This is a genomic window from Klebsiella terrigena (assembly GCF_012029655.1).
GTDB lineage: Bacteria > Pseudomonadota > Gammaproteobacteria > Enterobacterales > Enterobacteriaceae > Klebsiella > Klebsiella terrigena.
Map to the genome: position 1 here is coordinate 3,827,316 of NZ_CP050508.1, position 24,572 is coordinate 3,851,887.

Sequence of the window (24,572 nt, forward strand, 5' to 3'; positions counted from 1 at the left end):
GCCGAATTAACCCTGGCCGTATTTCTCCAGCAGCGCTTCGGCGATGGCCTGGGTTTCCGCATCGGCGACGCCGTCCCAGCGCGCCGGCCGGAAATGCATCTGAAAGGCCATAATCACCCGCTTGTGCTGCGCTGGCGTCATCTCCGGCGTCACCTGATAGCCGTAGCGGGCGAGTAAATCCAGCAGCGCTGCGCTATCGACCGGCTGCCAGGTCGGGCGACCGTTGAGATAAAACGCGACCCGCTCTTCATCCGGCCAGGCGCCAATGCCCTGTTCGGCCAGCTGGCGCCAGGGGAATAGCGGCCCGGGATCGTCCTTACGCTGTGGCGCAATATCGGCATGAGCCACCACGTTTTGCGGCGCAATGTGGTAGCGGGCGATAATATCCTTCGCCAGGGGGATCAGGGCATCAATCTGCGCCGGGCTAAACGGCGTAAAGCTTTTTACCCCCGCCGCTTTCTGCCAGCCGCGGTTTTCCAGCTCAATGCCGATAGAGGTGTCGTTAATGCGCGTACTGCCGCGCCAGAAGCTAATCCCCGCATGCCAGGCCAAATCCTCTTCCGGCACCAGCTGCCAGATGCGCGGCTTACCGCGGTGCAGCGGCGGTCGTTCAGGGATCAGGTAGTGGGAGCTCACCTGGTTGTCGGTTAAGGTCGCCAGCGAGACGTCAAAATCATCGGCGGTATAGTGAATGACCAGCACCTTCACCCGCGGGTAGGCGGCCTGCGCCGGATGGCGGGTATCCAGCTGATAGCCGTCACGATCGATAATCCCCTTTTCCGTTGCGCAGCCGGCCAGCAGCAGCGCAACGAGAACCATCACTCCCCTGAGCTTCATCGGGAGGCCCTCCCGGCGCGTGCGGTGAAACATACCATCACAAAATCCTTCCTTTTGGCCTAAGAGAGCCTGAGCGTTGCGACATAAGGCGGGGCAAAGCGCTCACATCTCTCCCGCATTCAGTAAAAGGTGCAACCGTTAACACGAAATTATAATAATTACGGACGGCAACAAATACGTTTTCCCATTTGCGGCGGCGTTAATAACAACCTGTTTTATGATAAACGATAAGCTCGGTGCTGTCTGCCAGGGGCGATTCGTCGATCGGAACGACCATTTTTATATAAGATAAATTTTTACTAACGACAGTTATAAAATGATGATAAGACGATGCTCAACCACAGGCATCATGCAGGTCGCCGCCTGCAATGAAGTCGGGTTCATCTTTTCCTTACGAATTCGCGAGTTAGCGGTCATGGTTTTGTAGTATTTTGCTTGAAATTTTTTCTTAGTTGATTCAATCTGAGTTCGCTCATGAGCAGTTAAAATAAGAGCATGATGATAGCAAGATAAACAATGGAGTTTAAAAATATGAAATATGCAGCTTTAGTGGCAGGTGCAGCATTGTTTTTGACCGCAAACGCCTTCTCCGCAGAAATCTTATCTAAAGAAGATTTTGCCAAGGTTGAGACTCAGTATCAGAAAGTCGGTACGATCTCTTCTACCGGCCAGACCGCACCAAGCGATGCGCGTGCTGAGCTGATTAAGAAAGCCGATGAAAAAGGCGCAGACGTTATCGTTCTGTCCTCCGGCAATACTGATAAAAAGCTGCACGTCAGCGCCAATATCTATAAGAAGAAGTAATTAATTCTTCTCGAAAGAAACATTATCATCGTCAGATGATAATGTTTCCCATCCAGAACCGCGCGAGCAATATTTATTTTTAGATAGCATGACTATTTACCGCTATCACATTCTGTCATCAAATACCCGCAACGTCCCCGAATAAAACACTCAAACGTCACGCAGAAAGTCAATCGCTGCGCCGGCGTCTTTATGTTTTCCAGCAAACTCATGTTTAAAAGCATAAGCCCCTGCCGGTGAGTCAATGCTGTCTATACTTCTGGGGTATAAAAATGAGACTCAATTTTAAACATTGCAGGTAGAAAATGAAAAAAATCGCGTTAATTATCTCTGGGCTCCTCTATTCCGGTCTTTCACAGGCAAGCGCGCTCTATTTTTACGAAATAGGTACCGAAGATGTCGGCCTTGCCGGCGCGGGCCAGGCCGCGAGGGCGCAGGATGCGTCAACGATCGTGACTAACCCCGCAGGAATGACCCGCCTGCCGGACCATATGTTCACCGGCGGGATGCAGGCGATGGGCGGGGATATCTCGTATCAGCTTAAGGATGAGAACGGCAGAAGCAGCCCCGGCAACGTGATGAACGTATTTCCTAACGCCAGCGGCTTCTATACGCAAAAAATCAATGACGACCTTTACGCCGGCATTGGTCTCTACGGCAACTACGGCTTAGGGATCGATTTTGGCAACTGGGCGGGCGATCGGCTGATCAAGAAAAGCACCATGGTCGCGATGACGCTGAGCCCGTCGCTGGCCTATAAGCTCAACGACCGTCTCTCCATTGGCGCGTCCGCTAACCTTAACTACGGCTTCCTTTCCCTGACCCGCAGCGTTGATGGAACCGACCAAAAGGACAAGGATCACGACTGGGCCATGAGCTATCGCCTGGGCCTGCTGATGCAGCTGACGGAGCAAACCCGCGCCGGTATCACCTGGACCAGCAAGACGGACTACAACTTCAATATTGACGGTAAGGCCCGCTTACCCAATCTGCCGAATACCGAGTACGACCTGCCGATTTCAGCCCAGGTTCGCGCACCGCAGCAGATCATGCTGAGCCTTGTGCACGACATCAACAAGCAGTGGTCGGTGATGGGGGATTTAGGCTGGCAGGACTGGAGCCAGTTCGGTAGCCCGCAAATCACCGTTGCCGGCAAGGAGAGCAACAAACAAAACCGCCTGAAGGACTCCTGGCATACCGCGGTGGGCGTCCAGTACCGGCCAACCGAGCAGTGGCGTTTGAACGCCGGGGTAGGTTTCGACAGCACGGTATACGACTCGCAGAGCGACGTGGCGCTCACTCTTCCGACCGGCGACGAATGGCGCTTTGCCACCGGCGCGCAGTATCAAATTACGCCGGCAAGCAATATTGGCGTCGCGGTCTCCTACCTGCACATGCAGTCGTCGCACGTGAAATCGCCGGAAATTATCGCCGGGGATTACGATCATCCGTACCTGTGGTTCGCCAGCGTCAACTACAGCTACCAGTTCTGATAGCGAATATCGCCCGCTGCTCCATCGCGCATCGGGCAATATTTTCATGGACTTAAATCAGTTTGAATAAAAATCTTACCGGTTTAATCTGCAGAATATCCTGCCAGATTTTATGTAAATCAATCACTCCCGCCAGCCCCAGCAGTGCCAGCGTAATCAGTACCGTCGCGGCGGTAATGATCAGCATCAGGCGCACCATATTACGCTGAATTTTATCCTGCTGCTTCGCGCGGCGCTCATCCTTCTCATGCTCGACCAGGGTGGCAATGGCGTTTCCCTGGACCCTGTATACGTTATTCTCTACCGCCAGCTCGCCGGAAAAAACCAGTGACGCCATTAACAACGTCACCTTCCGGCGAAACTGCTCGTTGCGAATATGCTGATACCACAGCTTGCCGTATAAAATATCAATAACTTCATCGACCGTAATCCCGGATGAGAGCCTTGAAGGCCGCTGGTGCACAAACTCGTTAACGATCAGGCCGAGCAGATAAATACGGTCCTGGCTCCTCACCTCGCGCTCGCGGAAAAAAGCGGACACCACCGCAGCCTTACCCCTTAAGAGGGCTGTTTTTATATTAAAAATAGGTAGGTAGCAGTTAACAAAATAGCCAAAAACGTTTATGAAGGTTATCTTGCCATATTTTTTATAGCTAACAATCTCACTCTCCATTGCGGCCAGACGGGCGACAGGAAAAGCAATATCGCTATTGGCAGCGGCCCCAGTTGGCTTTAAACAGCGCATGCTGACATTGCTGCCGTTAAAACCCGTTAACTGATAGCGGTTACGCTCAACGTCGGCAAAATAGACCGCGTAATAATCGTAAGGATCGCCGCCGCGTTCATTTTTGGCCACCAGCTTTGGTAAATGCGCAGCCCAGATCCTGGCCTTCAGGCTGGCCAGCGTTTTTCTTAACATAATATATTCCGTCGAGGTAGGTTTAATACTGGCTATAAATATAGCCTGAGATTGACTCAATCTTTTAGCATTAAGCCCGATCGGTGGTTTATTTTTAGCTAAGAATAGGTTTTACAAAGCGGCATTTATCAATATAAAAACTGCGTTCTGGCGCCAGAAAATAGCGCTCGCGCTGAGCCAGATGCATTAATGCAGTCGGATAACGGCGATAACTTAATAGCTTAGCTCTTAGAGTCAAGCGCATTCTGGAGCCAGTGCGCTATGCTTGAACAGCAACTAATAACGTAGTGAGCTTATAAGGAAATCATCATGCGCTACAAAATCATGGCCTTTATTATCCCCTGCGCGCTGGTACTTAGCGCCTGTACCACCGTCACGCCGGCCTATAAAGATAACGGCACCCGCAGCGGTCCCTGCATCGAAGGCGGCCCGGACGCGGTTGCGCAGAAATTTTATGATTATCAGATCCAGCACCGCAATAGCGACCTGACGGCGCTGCGTCCCTACCTGAGCGACGATCTGGCGAAGCTCCTCAACGACGCGCGCCAGGATCCTTCCCGCAACGCCGTGCTGCAGTCCAACCCGTTCTCCAGCTCGGCCACCCCGGCCGATAGCGCGGATGTCGCCAGCGCCTCCACCATCCCGAACAGCGATGCGCGCAATATTCCGCTGCGCGTTGAGTTCAGGCAGGGCAGCAAAACCTGGAAAGATGAGGTGCTGATGATTCAGGAAGGCCAGTGCTGGGCGGTAGATGACGTTCGCTACCTCGGTATTAACGCCCACGCGCCGGCGGGTTCACTGCAACAGAGTCTCGAAAAACGCGGATAAGGGCGCTGAACCTGCTCTACAAAACCGATAACCCCGGTAAAATGTCGGTATTTCATGCGGTAATGCCGACATTTGCTCCCGCCTTCCCCACGAACCCATATTTTGTGCTAAGTTTAGAGGTAAATGCGGGTTACATTTAACTTTTAACGCATAAATATTGCATAACTATTCTGTCAAAGGTAGTATTTGCGGCCTCAATAGCTATTCGTATCAGACTGCCCAGATGAGTATTAAACTAAACGGCATTAACTGCTTCTACGGCGCGCACCAGGCGCTGTTCGACATCACGCTGGATTGCCCGCAGGGGGAAACGCTGGTGCTGCTCGGCCCAAGCGGCGCCGGGAAAAGCTCGCTGCTTCGCGTACTCAACCTGCTGGAGATGCCGCGTTCCGGTACGCTACATATCGCCGGCAACCACTTCGACTTTACCAAAGCGCCGTCTGACAAAGCCATCCGTGAGCTGCGCCAGAACGTCGGTATGGTTTTCCAGCAGTACAATCTGTGGCCGCACCTGACCGTGCAGCAAAACCTGATTGAAGCGCCCTGCCGCGTGCTGGGCCTCAGCAAAGATAGCGCTCTGGCCCGCGCCGAAAAGCTGCTGGAACGTTTACGCCTGAAACCCTACAGCGACCGCTATCCACTGCACCTTTCCGGCGGCCAGCAGCAGCGCGTCGCCATTGCGCGGGCGCTGATGATGGAGCCGCAGGTGCTGCTGTTTGATGAGCCAACGGCGGCGCTCGATCCGGAAATTACCGCCCAGATCGTCAGCATTATCCGCGAGCTGGCGGGCACCGGCATTACGCAGGTCATCGTCACCCACGAAGTGGAAGTGGCGCGTAAAACGGCCAGCCGCGTGGTGTATATGGAAAATGGCCATATCGTTGAACAAGGGAATGCTGACTGCTTCGCGCATCCGCAGACCGACGCGTTTAAAAACTATCTTTCACATTGATGTTTTTCGGGGAAATGACGATGAAAAAAGTACTGATTGCCGCGCTTCTGGCCAGCATGAGCCTTTCTGCTACCGCAGCCCAGACCATCCGTTTTGCCACCGAGGCGTCCTATCCTCCGTTTGAAACGACCGACGCCAACAACAAAATCGTCGGCTTCGACGTCGATCTGGCTAACGCGCTGTGTAAAGAGATCGATGCCACCTGCACCTTTACCAACCAGGCTTTTGACAGCCTGATCCCTGGCCTGAAATTCCGCCGCTTCGACGCGGTGATGGCCGGGATGGACATTACGCCTGAGCGCGAAAAGCAGGTGCTGTTTACCGCCCCTTACTATGAAAACTCCGCGCTGTTCGTGGGCCAGCAGGGCAAATTTACCAGCATCGAGCAGCTGAAGGGCAAAAAAGTCGGCGTCCAGAACGGTACCACCCACCAGAAGTTCATTAACGACAAGCATCCGGAAATCACCACCGTTCCGTATGACAGCTACCAGAATGCGAAGCTGGATCTGCAAAACGGCCGCATCGATGCCGTATTTGGCGACAACGCCGTGGTCACCGAATGGCTGAAGAGCAATCCGAAGCTGGCAGCGGTGGGCGATAAGGTGACGGACAAAGACTACTTCGGTACCGGCCTTGGCATTGCGCTTCGTCAGGGCAATACCGAGCTGCAGCAGAAATTTAACGCTGCGCTGGAAAAAGTGAAAAAAGATGGGACTTACCAGACCATCTATAGCAAATGGTTTCAGAAGTAATCCTCAATGAACGAATTTTTTCCATTAGCAAGCGCCGCCGGGATGACCGTCGGCCTTGCGGTCTGCGCGCTGATTATCGGCCTCGCCCTGGCGATGCTTTTTGCCGTGCTGGAGTCAGTCAAATGGCGCCCGCTGGCGTGGCTGACCACCGGCGTAGTAACGGTCCTGCGCGGGCTGCCGGAAATTCTGGTGGTCCTGTTTATCTATTTCGGATCGTCGCAGCTGCTGCTCACGCTCTCTGACGGCTTTACCCTCAATCTCGGCTTTGCGCAGATCCCGGTGCAGATGCAGATTGAGAACTTCGACGTCAGCCCGTTCCTGTGCGGCGCGGTGGCGCTCTCTCTGCTGTACGCCGCCTACGCCTCGCAAACCCTGCGCGGCGCGCTGAAAGCGGTACCGCAGGGACAGTGGGAGTCGGGCCAGGCGCTGGGGCTGTCGAAAAGCGCGATTTTCTTCCGCCTGGTGATGCCGCAAATGTGGCGCCACGCCCTGCCGGGACTCGGCAACCAGTGGCTGGTGCTGCTAAAAGATACCGCCCTGGTCAGCTTAATTAGCGTTAACGATCTGATGCTGCAAACCAAGAGCATTGCCACCCGCACCCAGGAGCCGTTTAACTGGTACATCATCGCGGCGGCAATCTACCTGGTGATCACTCTGCTCAGTCAGTACATCCTCAAGCGCATTGACCAGCGTGCGACGCGCTTTGAACGGAGGCCCGGCTGATGCTCGACTACTTACCAGAACTGCTCAAAGGGCTGCATACCAGCCTGACGCTGACCGCGGCCTCGATCGTCGTCGCGCTGATTCTGTCGCTGATCTTTACCATCATCCTGACGCTGAAAACGCCGGTGCTGGTATGGATTGTGCGCGGGTATATCACGCTCTTTACCGGTACGCCGCTGCTGGTGCAGATCTTCCTGATTTACTACGGCCCGGGGCAGTTTCCGTCACTGCAGGAGTACCCGGTGCTGTGGCATCTGATTTCTGAGCCGTGGCTGTGCGCCCTGATTGCCCTGTCGCTCAACAGCGCCGCCTATACCACCCAGCTCTTTTATGGCGCGATCCGCGCCATTCCTGAGGGCCAGTGGCAATCCTGCGGCGCGCTGGGGATGAGCAAGAAGGACACGCTGGCGATCCTGCTGCCGTACGCCTTTAAGCGCGCCCTCTCCTCCTACTCCAACGAGGTGGTGCTGGTCTTCAAGAGTACCTCCCTGGCTTATACCATTACGCTGATGGAGGTGATGGGCCACAGCCAGCTGCTGTACGGACGAACCTACGACGTTATGGTCTTCGGCGCGGCCGGTATCGTGTACCTGATCGTCAACGGCCTGCTGACGCTGCTCATGCGTCTGGTGGAGCACAGGGCGCTGGCATTTGAGCGTCGAAGCTAACGTTCTGAAATGCATAATTAGTAAATAGAAAGGCGGGTAATCCTGATGAATTACCCGCTTTTTTTATATAAATAAAAAATACTTATACATCTTTATTGAATATAAATTCATTTAATGGCATTGTGAAACCCGGCCGCAAGCACGGCACGACATCATAAGATTGACCGACGGGAGTTCGACGATGAAAAAGTTAGTTCTGGCTGCACTGCTTTCCACTTTCGCTTTTGGCGCCGTTGGCGCAGAAAAAATCAGCTTTGGCGTTTCCGCTACCTATCCACCGTTTGAATCCATGGATGCCAATAATCAGATCGTTGGCTTCGATCTCGACCTGGCGAAAGCGCTGTGCAAACAGATGCAGGCGGAGTGTACTTTTACCAACCATGCCTTCGACAGCCTGATCCCGGCGCTAAAATTTAAAAAATATGATGCGGTGATTTCCGGCATGGACATTACCCCGGAGCGCAGCAAGCAGGTGTCGTTTACCGACCCGTACTACGCTAACTCCGCGCTGGTTATCGCCAGGAAAGACGCCTTCCACACCTTTGCCGATCTGAAAGGCAAACGTATCGGCATGGAAAACGGCACCACTCATCAGAAATACCTGCAGGATAAGCATCCTGAAGTGAAAACCGTCGCCTATGACAGCTACCAGAATGCGTTTATCGACCTGAAAAACGGCCGTATTGATGGCGTATTTGGCGACACCGCGGTGGTTAACGAGTGGCTGAAAACCAACCCGCAGCTCGGCGTCGCCACGCCGAAAGTAACTGATGCGCAGTACTTCGGTACCGGCCTTGGGATCGCGGTTCGTCCGGATAACAAAGCGCTGCTGGAGAAGCTGAACGGGGCCCTGAAAGCGATTAAAGCGGACGGCACCTATCAGAAAATCAGCAGCCAGTGGTTCCCTGAGTAAGCGCAGGCCCTTCCCGACCCCGGGCGTGAGTGCCTGAGGCGGGCGCCCAGCCAGCACGGCGCGGCCGGGAAAACCTTACAGCGGCAGGGTAAAGCGGAAGCTGGCCCCTGCCGCCGCCTCCTGCAGGCGAATATCACCCCCGTGCAGCTGCAGCATGCGGCGCACGATCATCAGCCCCAATCCCCCCGCAGACTCCCGGCGCTGGCCAGGTTCAAGTACCGAAGGTCGTTCAAAGAGGGTTGCCCGCAGCTCGCTGGCGACGCCGGGGCCGCTGTCCGCCACCTCAACCACTATCTGCGACGCCTGCTGGCGCGCCGTCAGGCGAATCACTCCTCCTTGCGGGGTGTGGCGAATGGCGTTATCGAGCAAATTGGTCAGCACCCGCTCCATCATCGATAAATCGGCCACCACCGGCGGCAATCCCTCGGCCAGCGACAGCTGTAAGCCGATGCCGCGGGTCGCAATCGCCAAATCGAATTTCTGCGCGACGTCCTGAACCAGCTCGGCGAAGATAAATTTCTCCGGCTGCGGTTTGATGCCGCCGTGTTCGAGCCGGGCCAGCTCAAACAGCTGCTGCGACAGATGGCGAACCTTATTGCCCTGGCGCAGCGCGATATTCAGATACTGCTGGCGATCCTCGGCGTTGAGCCGGTCGGCCTTCAGCGTCAGCGTCTCCAGATAGCCCAGCAGCGAGGTCAGCGGCGTGCGCAGATCGTGGGAGATATTGGCGATAAACTCGCGCCGCTGGCGGTCGCTATCAGCCAGACGATCCCACTGGTCGGCAATCTGGCGGGCCAGCTCAATAAAGCGATTATGCAGGATCGCCACCTCATTCCCGGGATGCGGGTCGGGCGCCTGGGCCGCCAGCGCTTTGATCGCCACCATGCTGTCCGGGCCGGAGATCGCCACCTGGGCGGTCAGCTGACGCACCGGGCGCGTGACCCAGAACCACGCCAGCCCGCCCGCCAGCAGGCCAAACAGCGCCACCAGCAGCAGCGTCCACAGCAGCAGGCTCCACAGCGTCTTCTGCCAGGCGGTGGCCGCCAGTTCGTTAAAAGTTTCGCCCTGCAGAATAATATAGAGATAGCCGCGCAGCTGACCCTCCTGGTGCAGCGGCGCAACGCTAAAGACTTTCTGCTGCCCGAGGCTGCGGGGATCGTCGCCGTACACCGGCCACGCGGCGCCGGAGAGGAACGCCTGCACCGGCGCCAGATCGATGCGCTGGCGTTTGATATGGCCCGGCGGCGCGGCATCGGCTAACAGCTCGCCGTCGGGAGAAACCAGATAGAGCTCAACGCTAGGGTTAAACACCATCAGCCGATCGAACAGCGGCTTCAGCGCCTGACGATCGACCTGCCCCTGCGCATCCAGCAGCGGCTCGCGGGCGACAATTTGCTGCGCCAGCCCGGCGGAAAGACGCTGCACCATCGCGTTACCGTACTGCGCGCTGGTATAGAGCTGAACGAGGCACACCGCCGCCGCGCACAGCAGCAGCAGCGAGGTGAAGACCAGCGCCAGGCGCTGGCTCAGGCTGAGACGGCGCATCATTGCCCCACCTCCTTGCGCTCCACGGCAAACTTATAGCCCTTTCCCCACACGGTGAGGATAATTTCAGGCTCCGTCGGCTCGTGCTCGATTTTGCTGCGCAGGCGGTTGATATGGGTATTAACCGTATGCTCGTAGCCTTCGTGCTGGTAGCCCCAGACGCTGTCGAGCAGGGAGAGGCGAGAGAAGACCTCTCCCGGATGGCGGGCGAAGTAGTACAGCAGATCGAACTCGCGCGGGGTCAAATCAACCGGCTCGCCGCGCAGTCTGACTTCGCGCGACAGCGGGTCGATATTGAGGCCGTGGCAGGCGATGCGCCCGGCATCCATCAGCAGATTTAGCCCCATCGCCTCCTGGCGGCGGAACACCGCTTTGACGCGGGCGATAAGCTCCAGAACGGAGAAGGGTTTGGCCAGATAATCATCCGCCCCCATCTCCAGCCCCTGCACGCGCTGGGTTTCGCTGGATCGGGCGCTGATGATGATCACCGGCAGATAGCGGGTCATCTGGCGGATGCGCCGGCAGATCTCCAGGCCGTCAACGTTCGGCAGCATCAGGTCAAGGATCACCGCATCCCAGGGGCTTTTTTCCAGCAGCCTCAGGGCCTCTGCGCCGTCCGCTACGTGGACAATCTGATACCCCTCGTCCTGCAAATTCAGGCGCAGCAGGGCGGCAATATCATCGTCATCTTCAACTAACAGGATTTTCTTCGCCACCGGTGTCGCTCCGCTAATATCATGCTCTTATTAGCAAAGCTTACCCGATTTTGGCCGGCAGAAGAGTTCACATTTTGTTTAAACTTCGCGGACCAGCAGCGTCAGCACCTCATAGTGCGCGGTGTGGGGGAACATATCGAACAGCTGTACCCGCTCGGTACGATAGCCCGTCAGCTGAGCGATATCTTTCGCCATCGTGCGGGCGTTGCAGCTGGAGTAGATGATATAGGGCGGAGCCATGCGGCTTAAATAGTCGCACAGCTCGCTGCCAATCCCACGGCGCGGCGGGTTAACCAGCACCAGCTGCGGAACTTCGCCCTCGCCGGTAGCAAAACGGGTGGAGTCCAGCGCCTGGAAGCGGAGGTTGCTGAGGCCAAGCTCGGCGGCGGACTGCCGCGCGCAGGCGATGGCCTCTGGCGCAATCTCAATGCCGGTCAGCCGCATCTGCGGGGTGGCGCAGTGCAGGCCAAAACCGCCGACGCCGCAGAACAGATCCCACATATGGTCTACCGGCAGCTGGCGCACCCAGTCCCGGGCGGTGGCGTACAGCCGGCTGGCAACTTCGGGGTTGGTTTGAAAGAAGCTTTGCGGGCGGATCCACAGCGGTACGTCGTTGAAGCGCTCCGCCAGCGCCTGCTGCGAGGTGAGGAAAATCTCCTGCTCCCCTTCCATAATCGCCATATGCACCGGCTGAATATTGGCGGTAATCACCTTCAGCTGCGGCAGCTGCGCCTGCAGCCACGGCAGCGCGGCGCGCAGCTGGGCGATCTTCGCCTCAGAGCGCAGCACAAAGCGCAGCATCATGCCGCCGTCGAGGCGGCTTTCGGTGAGCAGCAGATACTTCAGCTCTCCGCGTCGGCGGGCCACCTGATAGGGCGTGAGGCCGGCGCGGGCGATAAACGGCTTCAGCAGGGCGAAGACCGGCGCAAAGCTTGCCGGGTAGAGCGGACAATCGGTGAGGTCTTCAGGGTTGCCGTCACGGTGCAGCATGCCGAGCAGCGGGCGCTCAACGCTGCCGCTGACCACCATTTTGGCCTTATTGCGAAAGCCGGCTTCCGGACCGGAGACCGGTTCGCACCACGTCGCTACCGGGCGTTCTGCCAGCAGCGACCGCAGATCGGCCATTTTATCGGCGAGCTGTTGTTCTGGCGGCAGTTCCAGCCACTGACAGGAGCGGCAGCGGCCCGCGTCATAGAGTGCGCAGTGCATAAAAAGACCTTCAAAAAATCAGGGGCGGGGATTGTATCACCGTTATTGCAGTTGGAAAAAGCGTCGGCACGATGCCGGGATAAACAGCAGCGCCAGCACCAGCAGGTCCGGCAGCTTCTGCATCACCAGCGAACGGAAAATTTCCCGCTTCGATTCGCCGGCAATGCTGAACAGTTCAGGGTAGCCGTAGCCCAGCGAGGCGGCCCACAGATAGCCGCTGACGATAATCTGCGTCAGCAGGTAAATCCAGCGCGCCCGGTTCTGCCCTTTGACCAGGGAAAACGCGCACCAGATTTCAATAAACACCAGCAGCAGGCTTGAGAAGAAAACCAGCGTCAGGGGCCACGTCTGCACGCTGCGGTGGATAAACTCACTCATCCCCCGCACGCCAAGCTGATTGAGGATCATCAGCAGGTCGAGAGCGCGGATTAAAATAATGGCGAACGCCGCCACCTGCACCAGCGCAGGGACGTTCAGGCGAGCATGAGATGAGCGAGCTTTAGTAAACAATCCCAACGGTTAAGTCTTCCATGAAAACGGCGTCGCACAATCGCGACGCCGGCACCAGGTCTTGCTATCGATTTTAGGGGCTTCAGCCGCGTCTTGCACGCTGGATATCGCGTACTCGCTGCTTTTCTGCGCGGGCCATCAAATACCAGGCGATAAAACCAACAATCCCGACCACGCCGAGGATAAGCGTCGCCAGGGCGTTGATTTCCGGATTGACGCCCATGCGCACGCTGGAGAAAACCAGCATCGGCAGCGTGGTGGCGCCAGGACCGGAAACAAAGCTGGCAATCACCAGATCGTCCAGCGACAGGGTGAATGCCAGCAGCCAGCCGGAAATCACCGCCGGCATGATCATCGGCAGCGTGATGATGAAAAATACCTTCAGCGGCGCGGCGCCCAGATCCATCGCCGCCTCCTCGATGGAGTGATCCAGCTCGCGCAGCCGCGACGAAATCACCACCGCGACGTAGGCGGTACAGAAGGTCACGTGCGCCAGCCAGATGGTCAGCATACCGCGATCCGACGGCCAGCCAATCGCGTGTCCCAGCGCGACGAAAAGCAGCAGCAGCGACAGCCCGGTGATCACGTCCGGCATCACCAGCGGCGCGGTGATCATAAACGCAAAGCCGCTCGATCCGCGAAAGCGGCCAAAGCGCACCAGCACCACCGCGGCGATAGTGCCGAGGATCGCCGCCGCCGTCGCCGCGCAGGTGGCGATAGTCAGGCTCAGACCCACGGCGCTCATCATCGCATCGTCGTGGAACAGCTCGCTGTACCAACGCGTTGACCAGCCGGCCCACACCGTCACCAGCTTCGAGCTGTTAAACGAGTAGATAACCAGCATCAGCATCGGCGCATACAGGAAGGTAAACCCAATCACGAGGATTAATATTCGCCACGGCGAACGCACTACCGGCAAATCATTCATCCGTGTTCCCCTATCTGTTTTTGCTGATGCTTGTGGAACCACATAATCGGTACGATCAGCAGCAGCAGCATCACGATGGCCACCGCCGACGCGACCGGCCAGTCGCGGTTGTTAAAGAACTCCTGCCACAGCACGCGGCCGATCATGATGCTGTCCGGGCCGCCGAGCAGCTCAGGGATAACGAACTCGCCCACGGCCGGAATGAAGACCAGCATCGAGCCGGCGATAATTCCGCCCTTGGTTAACGGTACGATCACCTGGAAGAAGGTTTTCAGCGGGCGAGCGCCCAGATCCAGCGAGGCCTCCACCAGCGAGTAGTCGATGCGCGTGAGCGCGGTATAAATAGGCAGCACCATAAACGGCAGGTAGGCGTAAACGATGCCGATATAGACCGCCAGGTTGGTGTGCAGGATCTCCAGCGGCTGGTCAATAACCCCCAGCCACAGCAGAAAGTTATTCAGCACGCCGTTGCTTTTCAGCAGCCCCATCCACGCGTATACGCGGATTAAGAACGAGGTCCACGACGGCAGGATCACCAGCAGCAGCAGGATATTGCGCGTTGAGGGCTTGCTGTGCGCCACCGCCCACGCCAGCGGGTAGCCCAGCAGCAGGCAGCAGAAGGTGGAGATCCCGGCCACCTGCAGCGACTGCAAATAGGCCTCAAAGTAGAGCGGATCGTCGGTGAGCTGCAGGAAGTTCGCCAGATTAAGGGTAATCGTCAGCTGACCGTCGGCCCACTCCAGCAGATCGGTATAGGGCGGAATAGCCCGCGCCATCTCCGCGAGGCTGATTTTAAAGACGATCAGGAACGGCAGCAGAAACAGCAGCGTCATCCACAGATACGGCAGCGCAATCACCAGCTTGCGGCCGTGGGCCATTTGCAGGCGCGTTAGCCACGGCGTTGTGCCGCCCGGCTTTTTCGCCCCTGCCGGTGGTTCTAATGTACTCATCGCCCTCTCCTTACACCGTCAGAACAACGCAGCTGTCCGCGTCCCAGCATAAACGGACTTCATCACCCCAGGTTGGCGAGCCTTTGCGATGACGATGTTCGTTCTGCAACTGGGCGCTGAGCATCTGCCCGCTTTTCAGGCGCACGTGGTAGATAGACAGATCGCCGAGGTAGGCAATGTAGATAACTTCCCCGACGGCAAAGTTATAGCCGTCCGCCGGCGGCTCGTCGCAGAGCATGATTTTCTCCGGACGCAGGGCGACCCACACCGGCACGTTGTCGACGACGGAAGCATCGGGGTCAACCTTGAGCGGATGCACCAGCCCCGGCGAGTTCAGGACCAGACCATCCTCCAGCCGCTCCTGCACCAGCCCTTCGAAGACGTTGACCGAGCCGATAAACTCCGCGCTATAGCGGGTCGTCGGGTGCTCGTAGATCTCCTCCGGTTCGCCGATTTGCACGAACTTGCCGCGATTCATGATCGCAATGCGCCCCGCCATGGTCATCGCCTCTTCCTGATCGTGGGTCACCATGACGCAGGTCGCCCCCACGCGCTCGAGGATGTCCACCACCTCCAGCTGCATTCGGTCACGCAGCTTTTTATCCAGCGCGCCCATCGGTTCGTCGAGCAGCAGCAGCTTCGGCCTTTTTGCCAGGCTGCGCGCCAGGGCCACGCGCTGACGCTGGCCGCCGGAAAGCTGGTGCGGCTTGCGTTTGGCAAACTCCTGCATATGCACCAGCGCCAGCATCTCCTGTACCCGGCTGGCGATTTCGGCTTTCGGCAGCTTGTCCTGCTTCAGGCCAAAGGCGATGTTCTGCTCCACCGTCATATGGGGGAACAGCGCGTAAGACTGAAACATCATGTTGATAGGCCGCTGGTACGGCGGGACGCGCGACAGGTCGACGCCATCGAGCATAATCTGTCCGGCTGTCGGCTGCTCAAAGCCCGCCAGCATGCGCAGCAGCGTTGATTTCCCGCAGCCGGACGCGCCCAGCAGGGCGAAGATTTCGCCTTTATAAATCGTGAGATTGACGTCATCGACGGCGTGCTGACCATCGAACGATTTGGTCAGGTTACGGATTTCCAGCAGCGGGGTCAGCGCTTTCGGGGCTTTCATTTGTGGGCGGGAAATTAGGTCATTCACTTAAGCGCTCTCCGGCAAAAACTCACCACCGTATGGCCCGGTTGCCATACATCATTCTTTATCGTGCAGTCGCACCATCCTGGTGCGTTTTTTTAGCCGGGCATACTGCAATACTCCGGCTATTTATACCCTTTTCAGGCCCGGCGAACCGGGCCATCAGGTTTTATTTCCCGCTTTTTACCTTGGTCCACGCGCGGGTGCGCACGCGGTCAATTTTCGGCTCCTGAACCTTCAGGGTGAACAGCTTGGCGAACACGTCGGCCGGCGGATAAATTGCCGGATTGCTGCGGATGGCTTCGCTGACCAGCGGCGTAGAGGCCTTGTTGCCGTTGGCGTAGTACACCTGATCGCTAATCTTAGCGATAACTTCAGGGCGCATCAGATAGTTAAGGAACTGATAGGCTTCATCTTTATTCTTAGCATCTGCCGGCATCGCAAAGACGTCAAAGAACGCCATCGCCCCCTCTTTCGGAATAAAGTAGGAGACGTTGACGCCATTTTTCGCCTCTTTGGCGCGGTTTGCGGCCTGCCATACGTCGCCCGCCCAGCCGATCGCGACGCAGATATCGCCGTTGGCCAGGTCGTTAATATACTGCGAGGAGTGGAAGTAGCGGATGTTCGGCCGCAGCTTGAGCAGCAGGTCGGTCGCCGGACCGGTATAGTCATCGGCCTTCATGCTGTTCGGGTCTTTGCCGAGGTAGTTAAGCACGGTGGCAAAAATCTCTTCCGGTGCGTCAAGGAAGGAGACGCCGCAGCTTTTCAGTTTTTCGAGGTTTTCCGGCTTCAGCACCAGATCCCAGCTATCCAGCGGCGCGTCTTTACCCAGCGCGGCCTTCACTTTATCGACGTTATAGCCAATCCCGGTGGTGGCCCACAGATACGGCATCGCGTATTTATTTTCCGGGTCGTGCTTAGCGACCAGCTTTAAGACTTCCGGGTCGAGGTTTTTCCAGTTGGGCAGCTTGCTTTTATCCAGCGGCTGGAACACCCCCGCCGCCAGCTGGCGCTCGAGGAAGCTGGCTGAGGGTACCACCAGGTCAAAGCCGGTGCTGCCCGCCATCAGTTTGCCTTCCAGCACTTCGTTGGAATCAAAAACGTCGTACACCACTTTAATCCCGGTCTCTTTTTCAAAATCGGCCACCGTGTCCGGGGCAATATAGTCAGACCAGTTATAAACGTGCAGGGTTTTCTGTTCAGCGGCGAGCGAACCGGCAGAGACGGCCATCAGCGCGCCGGTAACCAAGCCTGTTAACCATTTTTTACCAAAGGCGGTCATATCTCTTATTCCTTCTCAATGCCCGTTAACCACGGACTTAATATACGCAATTATCCGCATGCAAAAATCATGCATATTTTTTCATTGTCTAAGAAAAGGAGAGAGGACCTCTCCCGGAATGGTTGCCCGCAACTGGAAGCAGCGTCAGAATAACTGTAGCCAGAATAAGAGGCTATAGCCCAGGTAAAATAACGGCTTTTATCAATTTTTTATGCAATATGGGTCTATGTGATAAGCCGAAAGCGGCAGAATGGCGGTGAATAATTCTTTAACGGCGGGTTAATAGCAGAATAAAAGCGTGTAATACGCAGCCGCTCTGGCAGTGGCTGCGCTATTCACCGGCGAGGCTAGTGAAGAAAATGGTGCTGAACCTCCTGCACCGCGAGATCCTCTTCCTCATCGGCCTTATACAGCAGCTGGTTGGCCGCGGCTTCGAGGATAACCATCGAGATCTGCTCTTCGCCCTGGCGGAAGAACCAGCCGAACTGCTCGAGGGTAATGCCGACACCCACCGGCAGCGCCTGACAAACCACCAGCTTGGGCAGATTGTCGTCCTGGATATCGAGGAAGGCTTTGGCGGTCAGCGAGCTGGCGTTAATCGCCGAGAGATCAGCCGACAGCGGCAGCAGCGCGGACGGCTTCACCTCCGCCAGCGCGGAAAAGAGCACCACGTTATCCACCAGATCGAGCTTGGCGTCAAAAATGCCGTCGAAGTTCTGCATGTGCGGCAGGTGCAAAGCCTGGCAGGAATCACACTCAAAAAAGCTGATGCCTAATTCGTCGAGCCAGTGACGTAACGTATCCAGACCCGGAACGACCAGAGAATCCATATGACCTGTAACCTCTTGCTGTGGAAAAACGACGTCATAGCTTACGCAAAAAACGCGGCGCATACCATGAAAGTGTCATCAATGCGCGCTATCCGCCCATTTTCAGGCAGAATTCTGGCGTCGCCTGGCGCTCAATCCAGGCAATCATGTGCCCGGCGATATCAACCCCGGTGGTGGTTTCAATTCCCTCAAGGCCCGGCGAGGCGTTAACCTCCATCACCAGCGGCCCGCGGTTGGCGCGCAGGATATCGACCCCGGCAACGTCCAGACCGAGCGTTTTTGCCGCCTTGATGGCGATCGCTCTCTCCTGCTCGCTAATCGTTGCCACCGTAGCGACGCCGCCGCGGTGCAGATTGGAGCGGAAATCGCCCTCTTTCGCCCGCCGCTCAATGGCTGCCACGACTTCGTCCCCCACCACCAGGCAGCGAATATCCCGCCCTTTCGCTTCGGCGATATACTCCTGCACCAGAATATGGGCGTTGAGCACGCGGAAGGCGTCAATCACGCTCTCCGCCGCCTGGCGGGTCTCTGCCAGCACCACGCCGATCCCCTGCGTGCCCTCGACCAGCTTGACCACCAGCGGCGCGCCGCCGACCATGGCGATCAGGTCGCTGGTGTCGTCCGGGGAGTGGGCAATACCGGTCAGCGGCAGGTCGATCCCCTGACGCGCCAGCAGCTGCAGCGAGCGCAGCTTGTCGCGCGCGCGGGTAATGGCGACGGATTCATTCAGTGGATAGCTGCCCAGCAGCTCGAACTGGCGCAGCGCGGCGGTGCCGTAATAGGTAATGGCCGAGCCGATGCGCGGGATCACCGCATCGAAATGCGGCAGCTGGCGGCCTTTATAGTGAATCGATGAGGCCACCGGGCTGACGTTCATATAGCAGGAGAGCGGATCGAGGATTTCCACCTGGTGGCCGCATTTGTTCGCGGCTTCGGTCAGGCGGCGACATGAATAGAGCGTCCCGTCCCGGGATAATATGGCAATTTTCACCCTGCACCTCGGCAAAAAGGCCCGTTCAGACGGGCCGTTGATAGCTGATAAGTCTCAACATTCGCGCTGGCCTGGCGCAACCCCCGGATGCCAGTCCGGCTGCAGTTTACACGCAATCAGCGCGTTGCCCAGCCCTGCTTATGCAGATAGTCGAGAATAAACGGGCGGCTTTCTTTAATGATGGTGCGGCGGATATGGTCGCTCCAGGTATCCCGGCGCGCGTTGCTGCTGCGCGACAGATAGTACTGCGCCAGCTGCTCATCATACTGGGCCAGCACCTCGTCATCGACCGGCTGATAGCCGTTTTCGTGGACCAGCATCGCCGCCGGCATGCGCGGCTTGACGTCCGGATTATCGGCCGGCCAGCCGAGACACATGCCAAACAGCGGCAGGACGTGCTGCGGCAGGTTCAGCAGCTCGGTCACCGCCTCGATGCTGTTGCGAATGCCGCCGATATAGACCCCGCCAAGGCCCAGCGACTCTGCGGCCACCAGCGCGTTCTGCGCCAGCATCGCGGTATCGACGGCGCCAAGCAGAAGCTGCTCCGCGAGGCCCAGCTGGGCGTCCGGGCAAATCTGCAGCAGGCGGTTAAAGTCGGCGCAGAATAGCCAAAACTCCGCCGCCTGCACCACGTGCTGCTGGCCGCCGCTCATCGCCGCCAGCTGCTCGCGCAGGCGCGGATCGGTAATACGGATAATCGAAGTACACTGTAAAAAGCTGGAGCTGGAGGCTCCCTGCGCGCTGGCAATAATTGCCGCGCGCTGTTCGTCGCTGACGGGTGCGTCGGTAAAGTGGCGAATGGAGCGGTGGCTACGCAGCAGCTCAATGGTCGGCGTCATCTCGTTTTTCTCTGTCTGACAATGAAGAAGGTGTTTTTTTGCTTTCGGTTAGCTGGGGAGCAACGATCTTCGCCATCCGCCACACCAGCGCGATGGCGGCCGGGATCATCAGCAGGACGCCGGCAAAGATCATTATTAGCGCGGCGGTTGGGCTGGCAAAAGGCGCCGGCAGCTGCAGGTACTGATTAAGCGAGAGCCAGGCCAGCGTCAGCAGTACGATGCCGACGATCTCTATCACCAGAACGCTTTTGGGTAACACAGCGGGCGAACGCATCGCTCTCCTCCAGTCCGTGGGCTTAGCGCGGCGAAGCAAAAAATCGTCGCGCAACGAGGTTAGTATAACGGTTTAAAAGCAAAGTCATTTATCAAACATAGCCTTAAACCATCGAAGCAAAAGGCAGAACCTTCTTTTACTCGCCGGCAGAACGCGGCATCATAGGGGTCATTCGCCATCCGGCTGAGATTTAAGGAGAGAAATAATGTTTACCGTAATTTTTGGTCGTCCAGGTTGCCCCTATTGCGTCCGTGCCAAAGAGCTGGCTGAAAAACTGACCAACGAGCGCGACGATTTTAACTACCGCTACGTTGATATTCACGCTGAGGGCATCAGCAAAAGCGATCTGGAAAAGACCGTAGGTAAACCGGTTGAAACCGTGCCGCAGATTTTCGTCGATCAGAAGCACATCGGCGGCTGCACAGACTTTGAAGCCTGGGCTAAAGAGAACCTCGGCCTGTTTGCCTGAGACGGTTTAATGCTCCGATGAGTTGCTGCGTCTGGTATCGAGCCAGGCGCAGATAAACATAAAGCACAGCGCGCCGAGCGCGCACCAGAATACCGCGCTAAACAGCCACGCCAGCTCCTGCCAGAACGTCCTCTGAGTAACAAAGAAAATCCGCATCACCGCCAGGCAAACCGGCGCCGCCAGAATTGCGCCAACCAGCGGCTGTATCACGCGTCGTCCCGGAGAGAGAGAGCTCGCCAGCGCGCCGGGCAGCAAAAAAAGCAGCAGCCCGAGCTCTGGGTTACCGCCAGCCCGAAAGGTGCCTTTCATATGTAGTAACAGCGATAAACAGACCACGACAAACAGAAAAAATCCGCAGACGGCACCCGTCCAGGCACGCTCAGCTTTCACAACATCCTCCTGATTCTGCCTCTAACCCACTTCCAATTAGCCCAGTCAGATAAAGCATTCTGGCAATCCATGCCAATAAAGGCTCCCGCCGGAGTAAATACGATTGTGACTAGCCGCAGCATCCAGGAAGGATTAAACTATCGACTATATTTTTGCCGGTTATAACGGGATGCCAGAATAGGGTTCGGGACAACGCGAACACTGGAGCAACCTTAGACCAAATAACCATTTCCTTCAACAACTTACTAGTAAATGAGAAGTTGGTTTTCGTGAATATAAACGTCGCAGATTTGTTAAACGGGAATTACATCCTGTTATTATTCGTTGTCCTTGCACTCGGTCTTTGTCTCGGGAAACTGCGCCTCGGGTCAGTACAACTTGGTAATTCCATTGGCGTTTTAGTGGTTTCCTTATTATTAGGCCAGCAGCATTTCAGTATTAACACTGATGCGCTGAATCTGGGCTTTATGTTGTTTATTTTTTGCGTCGGCGTCGAAGCCGGCCCCAACTTTTTTTCTATTTTTTTCCGCGACGGGAAAAACTATTTGATGCTCGCCCTGGTGATGGTCGGCAGCGCGATGCTGCTGGCCTTAGGGCTGGGTAAACTGTTCGGCTGGGATATCGGTCTGACCGCCGGGATGCTCGCCGGCGCCATGACCTCCACGCCGGTGCTGGTGGGCGCTGGCGACACGCTGCGCCACTTCGGTCTGCCCGCCGACCAGCTGGCGCTTTCGCTCGATCATCTGAGCCTCGGCTACGCCCTGACCTACCTGGTTGGCCTGGTGAGCCTGATCGTCGGCGCGCGCTATATGCCCAAGCTGCAGCATCAGGATCTGCAAACCAGCGCCCAGCAGATTGCCCGCGAGCGCGGGCTGGATACTGACTCCAAGCGTAAGGTCTATCTGCCGGTGATCCGCGCCTATCGCGTTGGCCCGGAGCTGGTGGCCTGGGCGGACGGTAAAAATCTGCGCGAGCTGGGCATCTACCGTCAGACCGGCTGCTATATCGAACGTATTCGGCGTAACGGCATTCTGGCCAACCCGGACGGCGATGCGGTGCTGCAGAAAGGGGATGATATAGCGCTGGTGGGCTATCCGGACGCCCACGCCCGACTCGACCCCAGCTTTCGCAACGGCAAGGAGGTCTTCGACCGCGACCTGCTGGATATGCGCATCGTCACCGAAGAGATTGTGGTGAAAAACCACAATGCGGTGGGCCGTCGTCTCGCCCAGCTGAAGCTGACCGATCACGGCTGTTTCTTAAACCGCGTGATCCGCAGCCAGATTGAGATGCCGATTGACGATAACGTGGTGCTCAACAAAGGCGACGTTCTGCAGGTCAGCGGCGACGCGCGACGGGTAAAAACCGTGGCCGACCGCATCGGCTTTATCTCCATTCACAGTCAGGTCACCGACCTGCTCGCCTTCTGCGCCTTTTTCATCGTCGGCCTGATGATCGGGATGATCACCTTCCAGTTCAGCTCGTTCAGCTTCGGGATCGGCAACGCCGCGGGGCTCTTGTTCGCCGGGATCATGCTTGGCTTCCTGCGGGCCAACCACCCGACTTTCGGCTACATCCCGCAGGGGGCGCTGAATATGGTGAAAGAGTTCGGCCTGATGGTCTTTATGGCCGGGGTCGGCCTGAGCGCCGGCGCCGGGATTGGCCACGGCCTCGGCGCCGTCGGCGGACAGATGCTGGCGGCGGGCCTGGTGGTCAGCCTGGTGCCGGTAGTTATCTGCTTCCTGTTCGGCGCCTACGTTCTGCGCATGAACCGCGCAATGCTGTTTGGCGCGATGATGGGAGCACGAACCTGCGCGCCGGCGATGGAGATTATCAGCGACACCGCACGCAGCAACATTCCGGCGCTGGGATATGCGGGGACCTACGCGATAGCCAACGTGCTGCTAACTCTCGCCGGGACGCTGATTGTCATCATCTGGCCAGGGCTTCAGTAATTTTTTGAGAAAAAAATGCACATCGGCAGAACTTTTCTTACGGGCATCAGTCATAAGTAGTGCCACTGCTTTTCTTTGATGTCCCCATTTTGTGGAGCCCATCAACCCCGCCACTTAGGTTCAAGGTTGATGGGTTTTTTGTTGCCTTGAAATTAAAAGAATAAAAATCAACAACATATGTCAAACATCAAACACCAATGGCGACGAAATGGCGACAGAGTCATTGTGTTTGGTTGAGGAGAATAAGCAGCCTCCTCGACCATGAGTCCATTCGACAAAGCGTGGGAGTGGGCAACATGACATAATGCCTGTAGGATAGTTACTCATGATCCAGCAATTTCAGATGCGCTAAATAGCCTCAACAATTCGGAGACATCTGCACCTGGACGTGTTGTTCGAGCAAAGGCGTATCCGTAAAAAGGAATCTCATTTTTAAAAATTCCAACTTCGGTTAGTAGTGTTGCAACAGCATTCATTTGAGTTCCAGAGGTAACTATATCATCTAAAATTATTACAGCCGTTCCATCATTTTTTGTGATTTTCTTATAAGTACCTAATGTCTCAAGATGGGGCCTAACCTCTCTCCTTCCATTTGACATATGAGCTGGAGGCGTTGGCCAAAAGCGTTCAACGATGTAAAAATGTTCAAGAATAAAGTTTATCTCACCCTTTTTCCGCGCAAAATAAGCATACTTTGACCACCACTCAGCCAAAATTAGCATCGGAAATGATTTATTACATTCCATCGGAACTGAGGGTGGTGTAGGAACCAAATATATTTTCCCAGTTAGCTTCTCTTTTTTCGCCCATTTTAAAAACTCCTGGAATGATACCCACATCAATGCTTTGAAAGCTTTTCCATACCCGATAGTTTTATTTCGATTGTAAAATGCAACTCTTTCACTACTTTCTATTTGGCTTGGAGTTAATTCTTTTGCAACTTTAATTGATCTCTTTACTTCAAACCATACTTTTTTTCGATCTTCTACGTCATCCCAGTCATCTGAATTTGGCCAATATTCAAAGGCATGCCCCATATTTTCTGATGGTATTGTTGTTAATTCACACTCATCAGGATCGACGGTATCATAATTTTTTTTAAAATCATGTTGCTGGAAAACTAACTGTCCATTTAGGTAGTCATCAACAGCAGATTTCAGTTCATCCAGATTTGTACATATAGCACTTGGCTTTGTCCAGCGATTATAATATTCACAGGATTTTTTGCTCAATCTTCCAAGCAAGATAGAGGGGAAAGCCCTTAAATGAGCAAAATATATATCTTTGGGACTATCACCAACCACCAAAATATCTTGATATGAAGTAAAGATGTTATTATCATCAACTGTAGGTTTATGTTGACTACAATAAACATTATCTCGACTTACATTGACACCACCTTTATCAAGAATAGCAAAACAATAAGCCGAGGGAGAGTCAGAGAATATAAAGATAGCAATCCCGTTATTTATCAGTTCATTGATATATTCCACAACGCCCTGATGCCTTTCTCTAACTTCAATCTCACCGCGTTCAATAAGACCAGGAATGGTTTCTCGTCCAAATTCGGTTCGGAGGTATGGTTTAAATTCTTCTGTAGCAAAGATTGTATCATCTAAGTCAAAGATTATAGCTCTTGAATTCATGGCAAACTCCC

At 55.9% G+C, this 24,572-nt stretch carries 25 protein-coding genes and 1 pseudogene; 10 read left to right on the forward strand and 16 right to left on the reverse strand.

Annotated elements, in window-relative coordinates; translation table 11 throughout:
- Window positions 1–6: 6 nt before the first annotated feature.
- Window positions 7–837: an N-acetylmuramoyl-L-alanine amidase gene (locus HCK03_RS17970; RefSeq protein ID WP_167691988.1), complete on the reverse strand. Its 831-nt coding sequence runs from the start codon at window positions 835–837 to the stop codon at window positions 7–9.
- Between the two features lie 531 nt (window positions 838–1,368).
- Between HCK03_RS17970 and yahO the strand changes: the two genes are divergently transcribed.
- Together yahO and HCK03_RS17980 are read left to right on the forward strand one after the other, a co-directional pair.
- Window positions 1,369–1,641, forward strand: coding sequence for a DUF1471 family periplasmic protein YahO (yahO, locus tag HCK03_RS17975; RefSeq protein ID WP_041147562.1), 273 nt, complete (start codon window positions 1,369–1,371; stop codon window positions 1,639–1,641).
- A 305-nt stretch (window positions 1,642–1,946) separates the two neighbouring features.
- A complete protein-coding gene (locus tag HCK03_RS17980; RefSeq protein ID WP_041144762.1) occupies window positions 1,947–3,134 on the forward strand; it encodes an OmpP1/FadL family transporter in 1,188 nt (395 codons plus the stop codon).
- A gap of 52 nt (window positions 3,135–3,186) precedes the next feature.
- On the opposite strand, the gene HCK03_RS17985 is transcribed toward HCK03_RS17980, so the two are convergent.
- The gene (locus tag HCK03_RS17985) at window positions 3,187–4,053 is read right to left on the reverse strand and encodes a hypothetical protein (RefSeq protein WP_228283749.1); all 867 of its coding nucleotides are present in this window, start codon (window positions 4,051–4,053) and stop codon (window positions 3,187–3,189) included.
- Window positions 4,054–4,362: 309 nt separating this feature from the next.
- Here HCK03_RS17985 and HCK03_RS17990 point away from each other — a divergent pair, with 309 nt between their 5' ends.
- The 6 genes from HCK03_RS17990 (at window position 4,363) to artJ (ending at window position 8,889) form a co-directional block, all read left to right on the forward strand.
- Complete coding sequence (locus HCK03_RS17990) at window positions 4,363–4,881, forward strand: lipoprotein (protein WP_115193250.1); 519 nt, start codon at window positions 4,363–4,365, stop codon at window positions 4,879–4,881.
- Between the two features lie 223 nt (window positions 4,882–5,104).
- Entirely contained in the window at window positions 5,105–5,833 is a 729-nt protein-coding gene (artP, locus tag HCK03_RS17995; protein ID WP_041144760.1) for an arginine ABC transporter ATP-binding protein ArtP, read from the forward strand.
- 20 nt (window positions 5,834–5,853) lie between these two features.
- On the forward strand, window positions 5,854–6,585 hold the full coding sequence (artI, locus tag HCK03_RS18000; RefSeq protein ID WP_041147560.1) for an arginine ABC transporter substrate-binding protein ArtI: 732 nt from the start codon (window positions 5,854–5,856) through the stop codon (window positions 6,583–6,585).
- A 6-nt stretch (window positions 6,586–6,591) separates the two neighbouring features.
- Window positions 6,592–7,308, forward strand: a complete 717-nt coding sequence (artQ, locus tag HCK03_RS18005; protein WP_041144759.1) for an arginine ABC transporter permease ArtQ — start codon at window positions 6,592–6,594, stop codon at window positions 7,306–7,308.
- The gene (gene artM / locus HCK03_RS18010; RefSeq protein ID WP_076945036.1) at window positions 7,308–7,976 is read left to right on the forward strand and encodes an arginine ABC transporter permease ArtM; all 669 of its coding nucleotides are present in this window, start codon (window positions 7,308–7,310) and stop codon (window positions 7,974–7,976) included. Before artQ ends, artM begins: the two co-directional genes overlap by 1 nt.
- A gap of 181 nt (window positions 7,977–8,157) precedes the next feature.
- On the forward strand, window positions 8,158–8,889 hold the full coding sequence (artJ, locus tag HCK03_RS18015) for an arginine ABC transporter substrate-binding protein ArtJ (RefSeq protein WP_041144757.1): 732 nt from the start codon (window positions 8,158–8,160) through the stop codon (window positions 8,887–8,889).
- 75 nt (window positions 8,890–8,964) lie between these two features.
- On the opposite strand, the gene HCK03_RS18020 is transcribed toward artJ, so the two are convergent.
- The 12 genes and pseudogenes from HCK03_RS18020 to HCK03_RS18075 form a co-directional block, all read right to left on the reverse strand.
- Window positions 8,965–10,437 (reverse strand): sensor histidine kinase, encoded by a 1,473-nt coding sequence (locus HCK03_RS18020; RefSeq protein WP_041144756.1) that lies wholly within the window; start codon window positions 10,435–10,437, stop codon window positions 8,965–8,967.
- Complete coding sequence (locus HCK03_RS18025) at window positions 10,434–11,150, reverse strand: response regulator transcription factor (protein WP_041144755.1); 717 nt, start codon at window positions 11,148–11,150, stop codon at window positions 10,434–10,436. Before HCK03_RS18025 ends, HCK03_RS18020 begins: the two co-directional genes overlap by 4 nt.
- Before the next feature lie 78 nt (window positions 11,151–11,228).
- The gene (gene rlmC, locus HCK03_RS18030; protein WP_167691989.1) at window positions 11,229–12,359 is read right to left on the reverse strand and encodes a 23S rRNA (uracil(747)-C(5))-methyltransferase RlmC; all 1,131 of its coding nucleotides are present in this window, start codon (window positions 12,357–12,359) and stop codon (window positions 11,229–11,231) included.
- A gap of 42 nt (window positions 12,360–12,401) precedes the next feature.
- A pseudogene (locus HCK03_RS18035) lies at window positions 12,402–12,891 on the reverse strand (YbjO family protein).
- 60 nt (window positions 12,892–12,951) lie between these two features.
- Complete coding sequence (gene potI, locus HCK03_RS18040) at window positions 12,952–13,797, reverse strand: putrescine ABC transporter permease PotI (protein WP_041144752.1); 846 nt, start codon at window positions 13,795–13,797, stop codon at window positions 12,952–12,954.
- Window positions 13,794–14,747, reverse strand: coding sequence for a putrescine ABC transporter permease PotH (gene potH / locus HCK03_RS18045; protein WP_041144751.1), 954 nt, complete (start codon window positions 14,745–14,747; stop codon window positions 13,794–13,796). Before potH ends, potI begins: the two co-directional genes overlap by 4 nt.
- Window positions 14,748–14,757: 10 nt before the next feature.
- Window positions 14,758–15,891: a putrescine ABC transporter ATP-binding subunit PotG gene (gene potG / locus HCK03_RS18050; RefSeq protein ID WP_115193252.1), complete on the reverse strand. Its 1,134-nt coding sequence runs from the start codon at window positions 15,889–15,891 to the stop codon at window positions 14,758–14,760.
- A 163-nt stretch (window positions 15,892–16,054) separates the two neighbouring features.
- On the reverse strand, window positions 16,055–17,167 hold the full coding sequence (gene potF, locus HCK03_RS18055; protein ID WP_041144750.1) for a spermidine/putrescine ABC transporter substrate-binding protein PotF: 1,113 nt from the start codon (window positions 17,165–17,167) through the stop codon (window positions 16,055–16,057).
- A gap of 347 nt (window positions 17,168–17,514) precedes the next feature.
- Window positions 17,515–17,997, reverse strand: a complete 483-nt coding sequence (locus HCK03_RS18060; protein WP_041144749.1) for a type III secretion system chaperone family protein — start codon at window positions 17,995–17,997, stop codon at window positions 17,515–17,517.
- 88 nt (window positions 17,998–18,085) lie between these two features.
- Window positions 18,086–18,988 (reverse strand): 30S ribosomal protein S6--L-glutamate ligase, encoded by a 903-nt coding sequence (gene rimK / locus HCK03_RS18065; RefSeq protein WP_167691990.1) that lies wholly within the window; start codon window positions 18,986–18,988, stop codon window positions 18,086–18,088.
- A 116-nt stretch (window positions 18,989–19,104) separates the two neighbouring features.
- Window positions 19,105–19,827: a nitroreductase NfsA gene (nfsA, locus tag HCK03_RS18070; protein ID WP_041144747.1), complete on the reverse strand. Its 723-nt coding sequence runs from the start codon at window positions 19,825–19,827 to the stop codon at window positions 19,105–19,107.
- Window positions 19,811–20,101: a YbjC family protein gene (locus tag HCK03_RS18075; protein WP_041144746.1), complete on the reverse strand. Its 291-nt coding sequence runs from the start codon at window positions 20,099–20,101 to the stop codon at window positions 19,811–19,813. Before HCK03_RS18075 ends, nfsA begins: the two co-directional genes overlap by 17 nt.
- Window positions 20,102–20,306: 205 nt before the next feature.
- On the opposite strand from HCK03_RS18075, the gene HCK03_RS18080 reads away from it, so the two are divergent.
- Window positions 20,307–20,570: a GrxA family glutaredoxin gene (locus HCK03_RS18080; RefSeq protein WP_004859945.1), complete on the forward strand. Its 264-nt coding sequence runs from the start codon at window positions 20,307–20,309 to the stop codon at window positions 20,568–20,570.
- A gap of 6 nt (window positions 20,571–20,576) precedes the next feature.
- Here HCK03_RS18080 and ybjM read toward each other — a convergent pair whose 3' ends face one another.
- Window positions 20,577–20,960 (reverse strand): inner membrane protein YbjM, encoded by a 384-nt coding sequence (gene ybjM, locus HCK03_RS18085; RefSeq protein ID WP_115193255.1) that lies wholly within the window; start codon window positions 20,958–20,960, stop codon window positions 20,577–20,579.
- A 269-nt stretch (window positions 20,961–21,229) separates the two neighbouring features.
- Here ybjM and HCK03_RS18090 point away from each other — a divergent pair, with 269 nt between their 5' ends.
- Window positions 21,230–22,915: an aspartate:alanine antiporter gene (locus tag HCK03_RS18090; protein ID WP_041147558.1), complete on the forward strand. Its 1,686-nt coding sequence runs from the start codon at window positions 21,230–21,232 to the stop codon at window positions 22,913–22,915.
- A 323-nt stretch (window positions 22,916–23,238) separates the two neighbouring features.
- Here the strand turns inward: HCK03_RS18090 and HCK03_RS18100 are convergent, their stop codons facing one another.
- Window positions 23,239–24,561, reverse strand: coding sequence for a hypothetical protein (locus HCK03_RS18100; protein WP_134525471.1), 1,323 nt, complete (start codon window positions 24,559–24,561; stop codon window positions 23,239–23,241).
- Window positions 24,562–24,572: the final 11 nt, after the last annotated feature.

Bases quoted from the DNA above. Each gene is read 5' to 3' on its own strand.
- HCK03_RS17970 (WP_167691988.1), bottom strand. From the start codon at position 837: ATGAAGCTCAGGGGAGTGATGGTTCTCGTTGCGCTGCTGCTGGCCGGC.
- yahO (WP_041147562.1), top strand. From the start codon at position 1,369: ATGAAATATGCAGCTTTAGTGGCAGGTGCAGCATTGTTTTTGACCGCA.
- HCK03_RS17980 (WP_041144762.1), top strand. From the start codon at position 1,947: ATGAAAAAAATCGCGTTAATTATCTCTGGGCTCCTCTATTCCGGTCTT.
- HCK03_RS17985 (WP_228283749.1), bottom strand. From the start codon at position 4,053: ATGTTAAGAAAAACGCTGGCCAGCCTGAAGGCCAGGATCTGGGCTGCG.
- HCK03_RS17990 (WP_115193250.1), top strand. From the start codon at position 4,363: ATGCGCTACAAAATCATGGCCTTTATTATCCCCTGCGCGCTGGTACTT.
- artP (WP_041144760.1), top strand. From the start codon at position 5,105: ATGAGTATTAAACTAAACGGCATTAACTGCTTCTACGGCGCGCACCAG.
- artI (WP_041147560.1), top strand. From the start codon at position 5,854: ATGAAAAAAGTACTGATTGCCGCGCTTCTGGCCAGCATGAGCCTTTCT.
- artQ (WP_041144759.1), top strand. From the start codon at position 6,592: ATGAACGAATTTTTTCCATTAGCAAGCGCCGCCGGGATGACCGTCGGC.
- artM (WP_076945036.1), top strand. From the start codon at position 7,308: ATGCTCGACTACTTACCAGAACTGCTCAAAGGGCTGCATACCAGCCTG.
- artJ (WP_041144757.1), top strand. From the start codon at position 8,158: ATGAAAAAGTTAGTTCTGGCTGCACTGCTTTCCACTTTCGCTTTTGGC.
- HCK03_RS18020 (WP_041144756.1), bottom strand. From the start codon at position 10,437: ATGATGCGCCGTCTCAGCCTGAGCCAGCGCCTGGCGCTGGTCTTCACC.
- rlmC (WP_167691989.1), bottom strand. From the start codon at position 12,359: ATGCACTGCGCACTCTATGACGCGGGCCGCTGCCGCTCCTGTCAGTGG.
- potI (WP_041144752.1), bottom strand. From the start codon at position 13,797: ATGAATGATTTGCCGGTAGTGCGTTCGCCGTGGCGAATATTAATCCTC.
- potH (WP_041144751.1), bottom strand. From the start codon at position 14,747: ATGAGTACATTAGAACCACCGGCAGGGGCGAAAAAGCCGGGCGGCACA.
- potF (WP_041144750.1), bottom strand. From the start codon at position 17,167: ATGACCGCCTTTGGTAAAAAATGGTTAACAGGCTTGGTTACCGGCGCG.
- HCK03_RS18060 (WP_041144749.1), bottom strand. From the start codon at position 17,997: ATGGATTCTCTGGTCGTTCCGGGTCTGGATACGTTACGTCACTGGCTC.
- nfsA (WP_041144747.1), bottom strand. From the start codon at position 19,827: ATGACGCCGACCATTGAGCTGCTGCGTAGCCACCGCTCCATTCGCCAC.
- HCK03_RS18075 (WP_041144746.1), bottom strand. From the start codon at position 20,101: ATGCGTTCGCCCGCTGTGTTACCCAAAAGCGTTCTGGTGATAGAGATC.
- HCK03_RS18080 (WP_004859945.1), top strand. From the start codon at position 20,307: ATGTTTACCGTAATTTTTGGTCGTCCAGGTTGCCCCTATTGCGTCCGT.
- HCK03_RS18100 (WP_134525471.1), bottom strand. From the start codon at position 24,561: ATGAATTCAAGAGCTATAATCTTTGACTTAGATGATACAATCTTTGCT.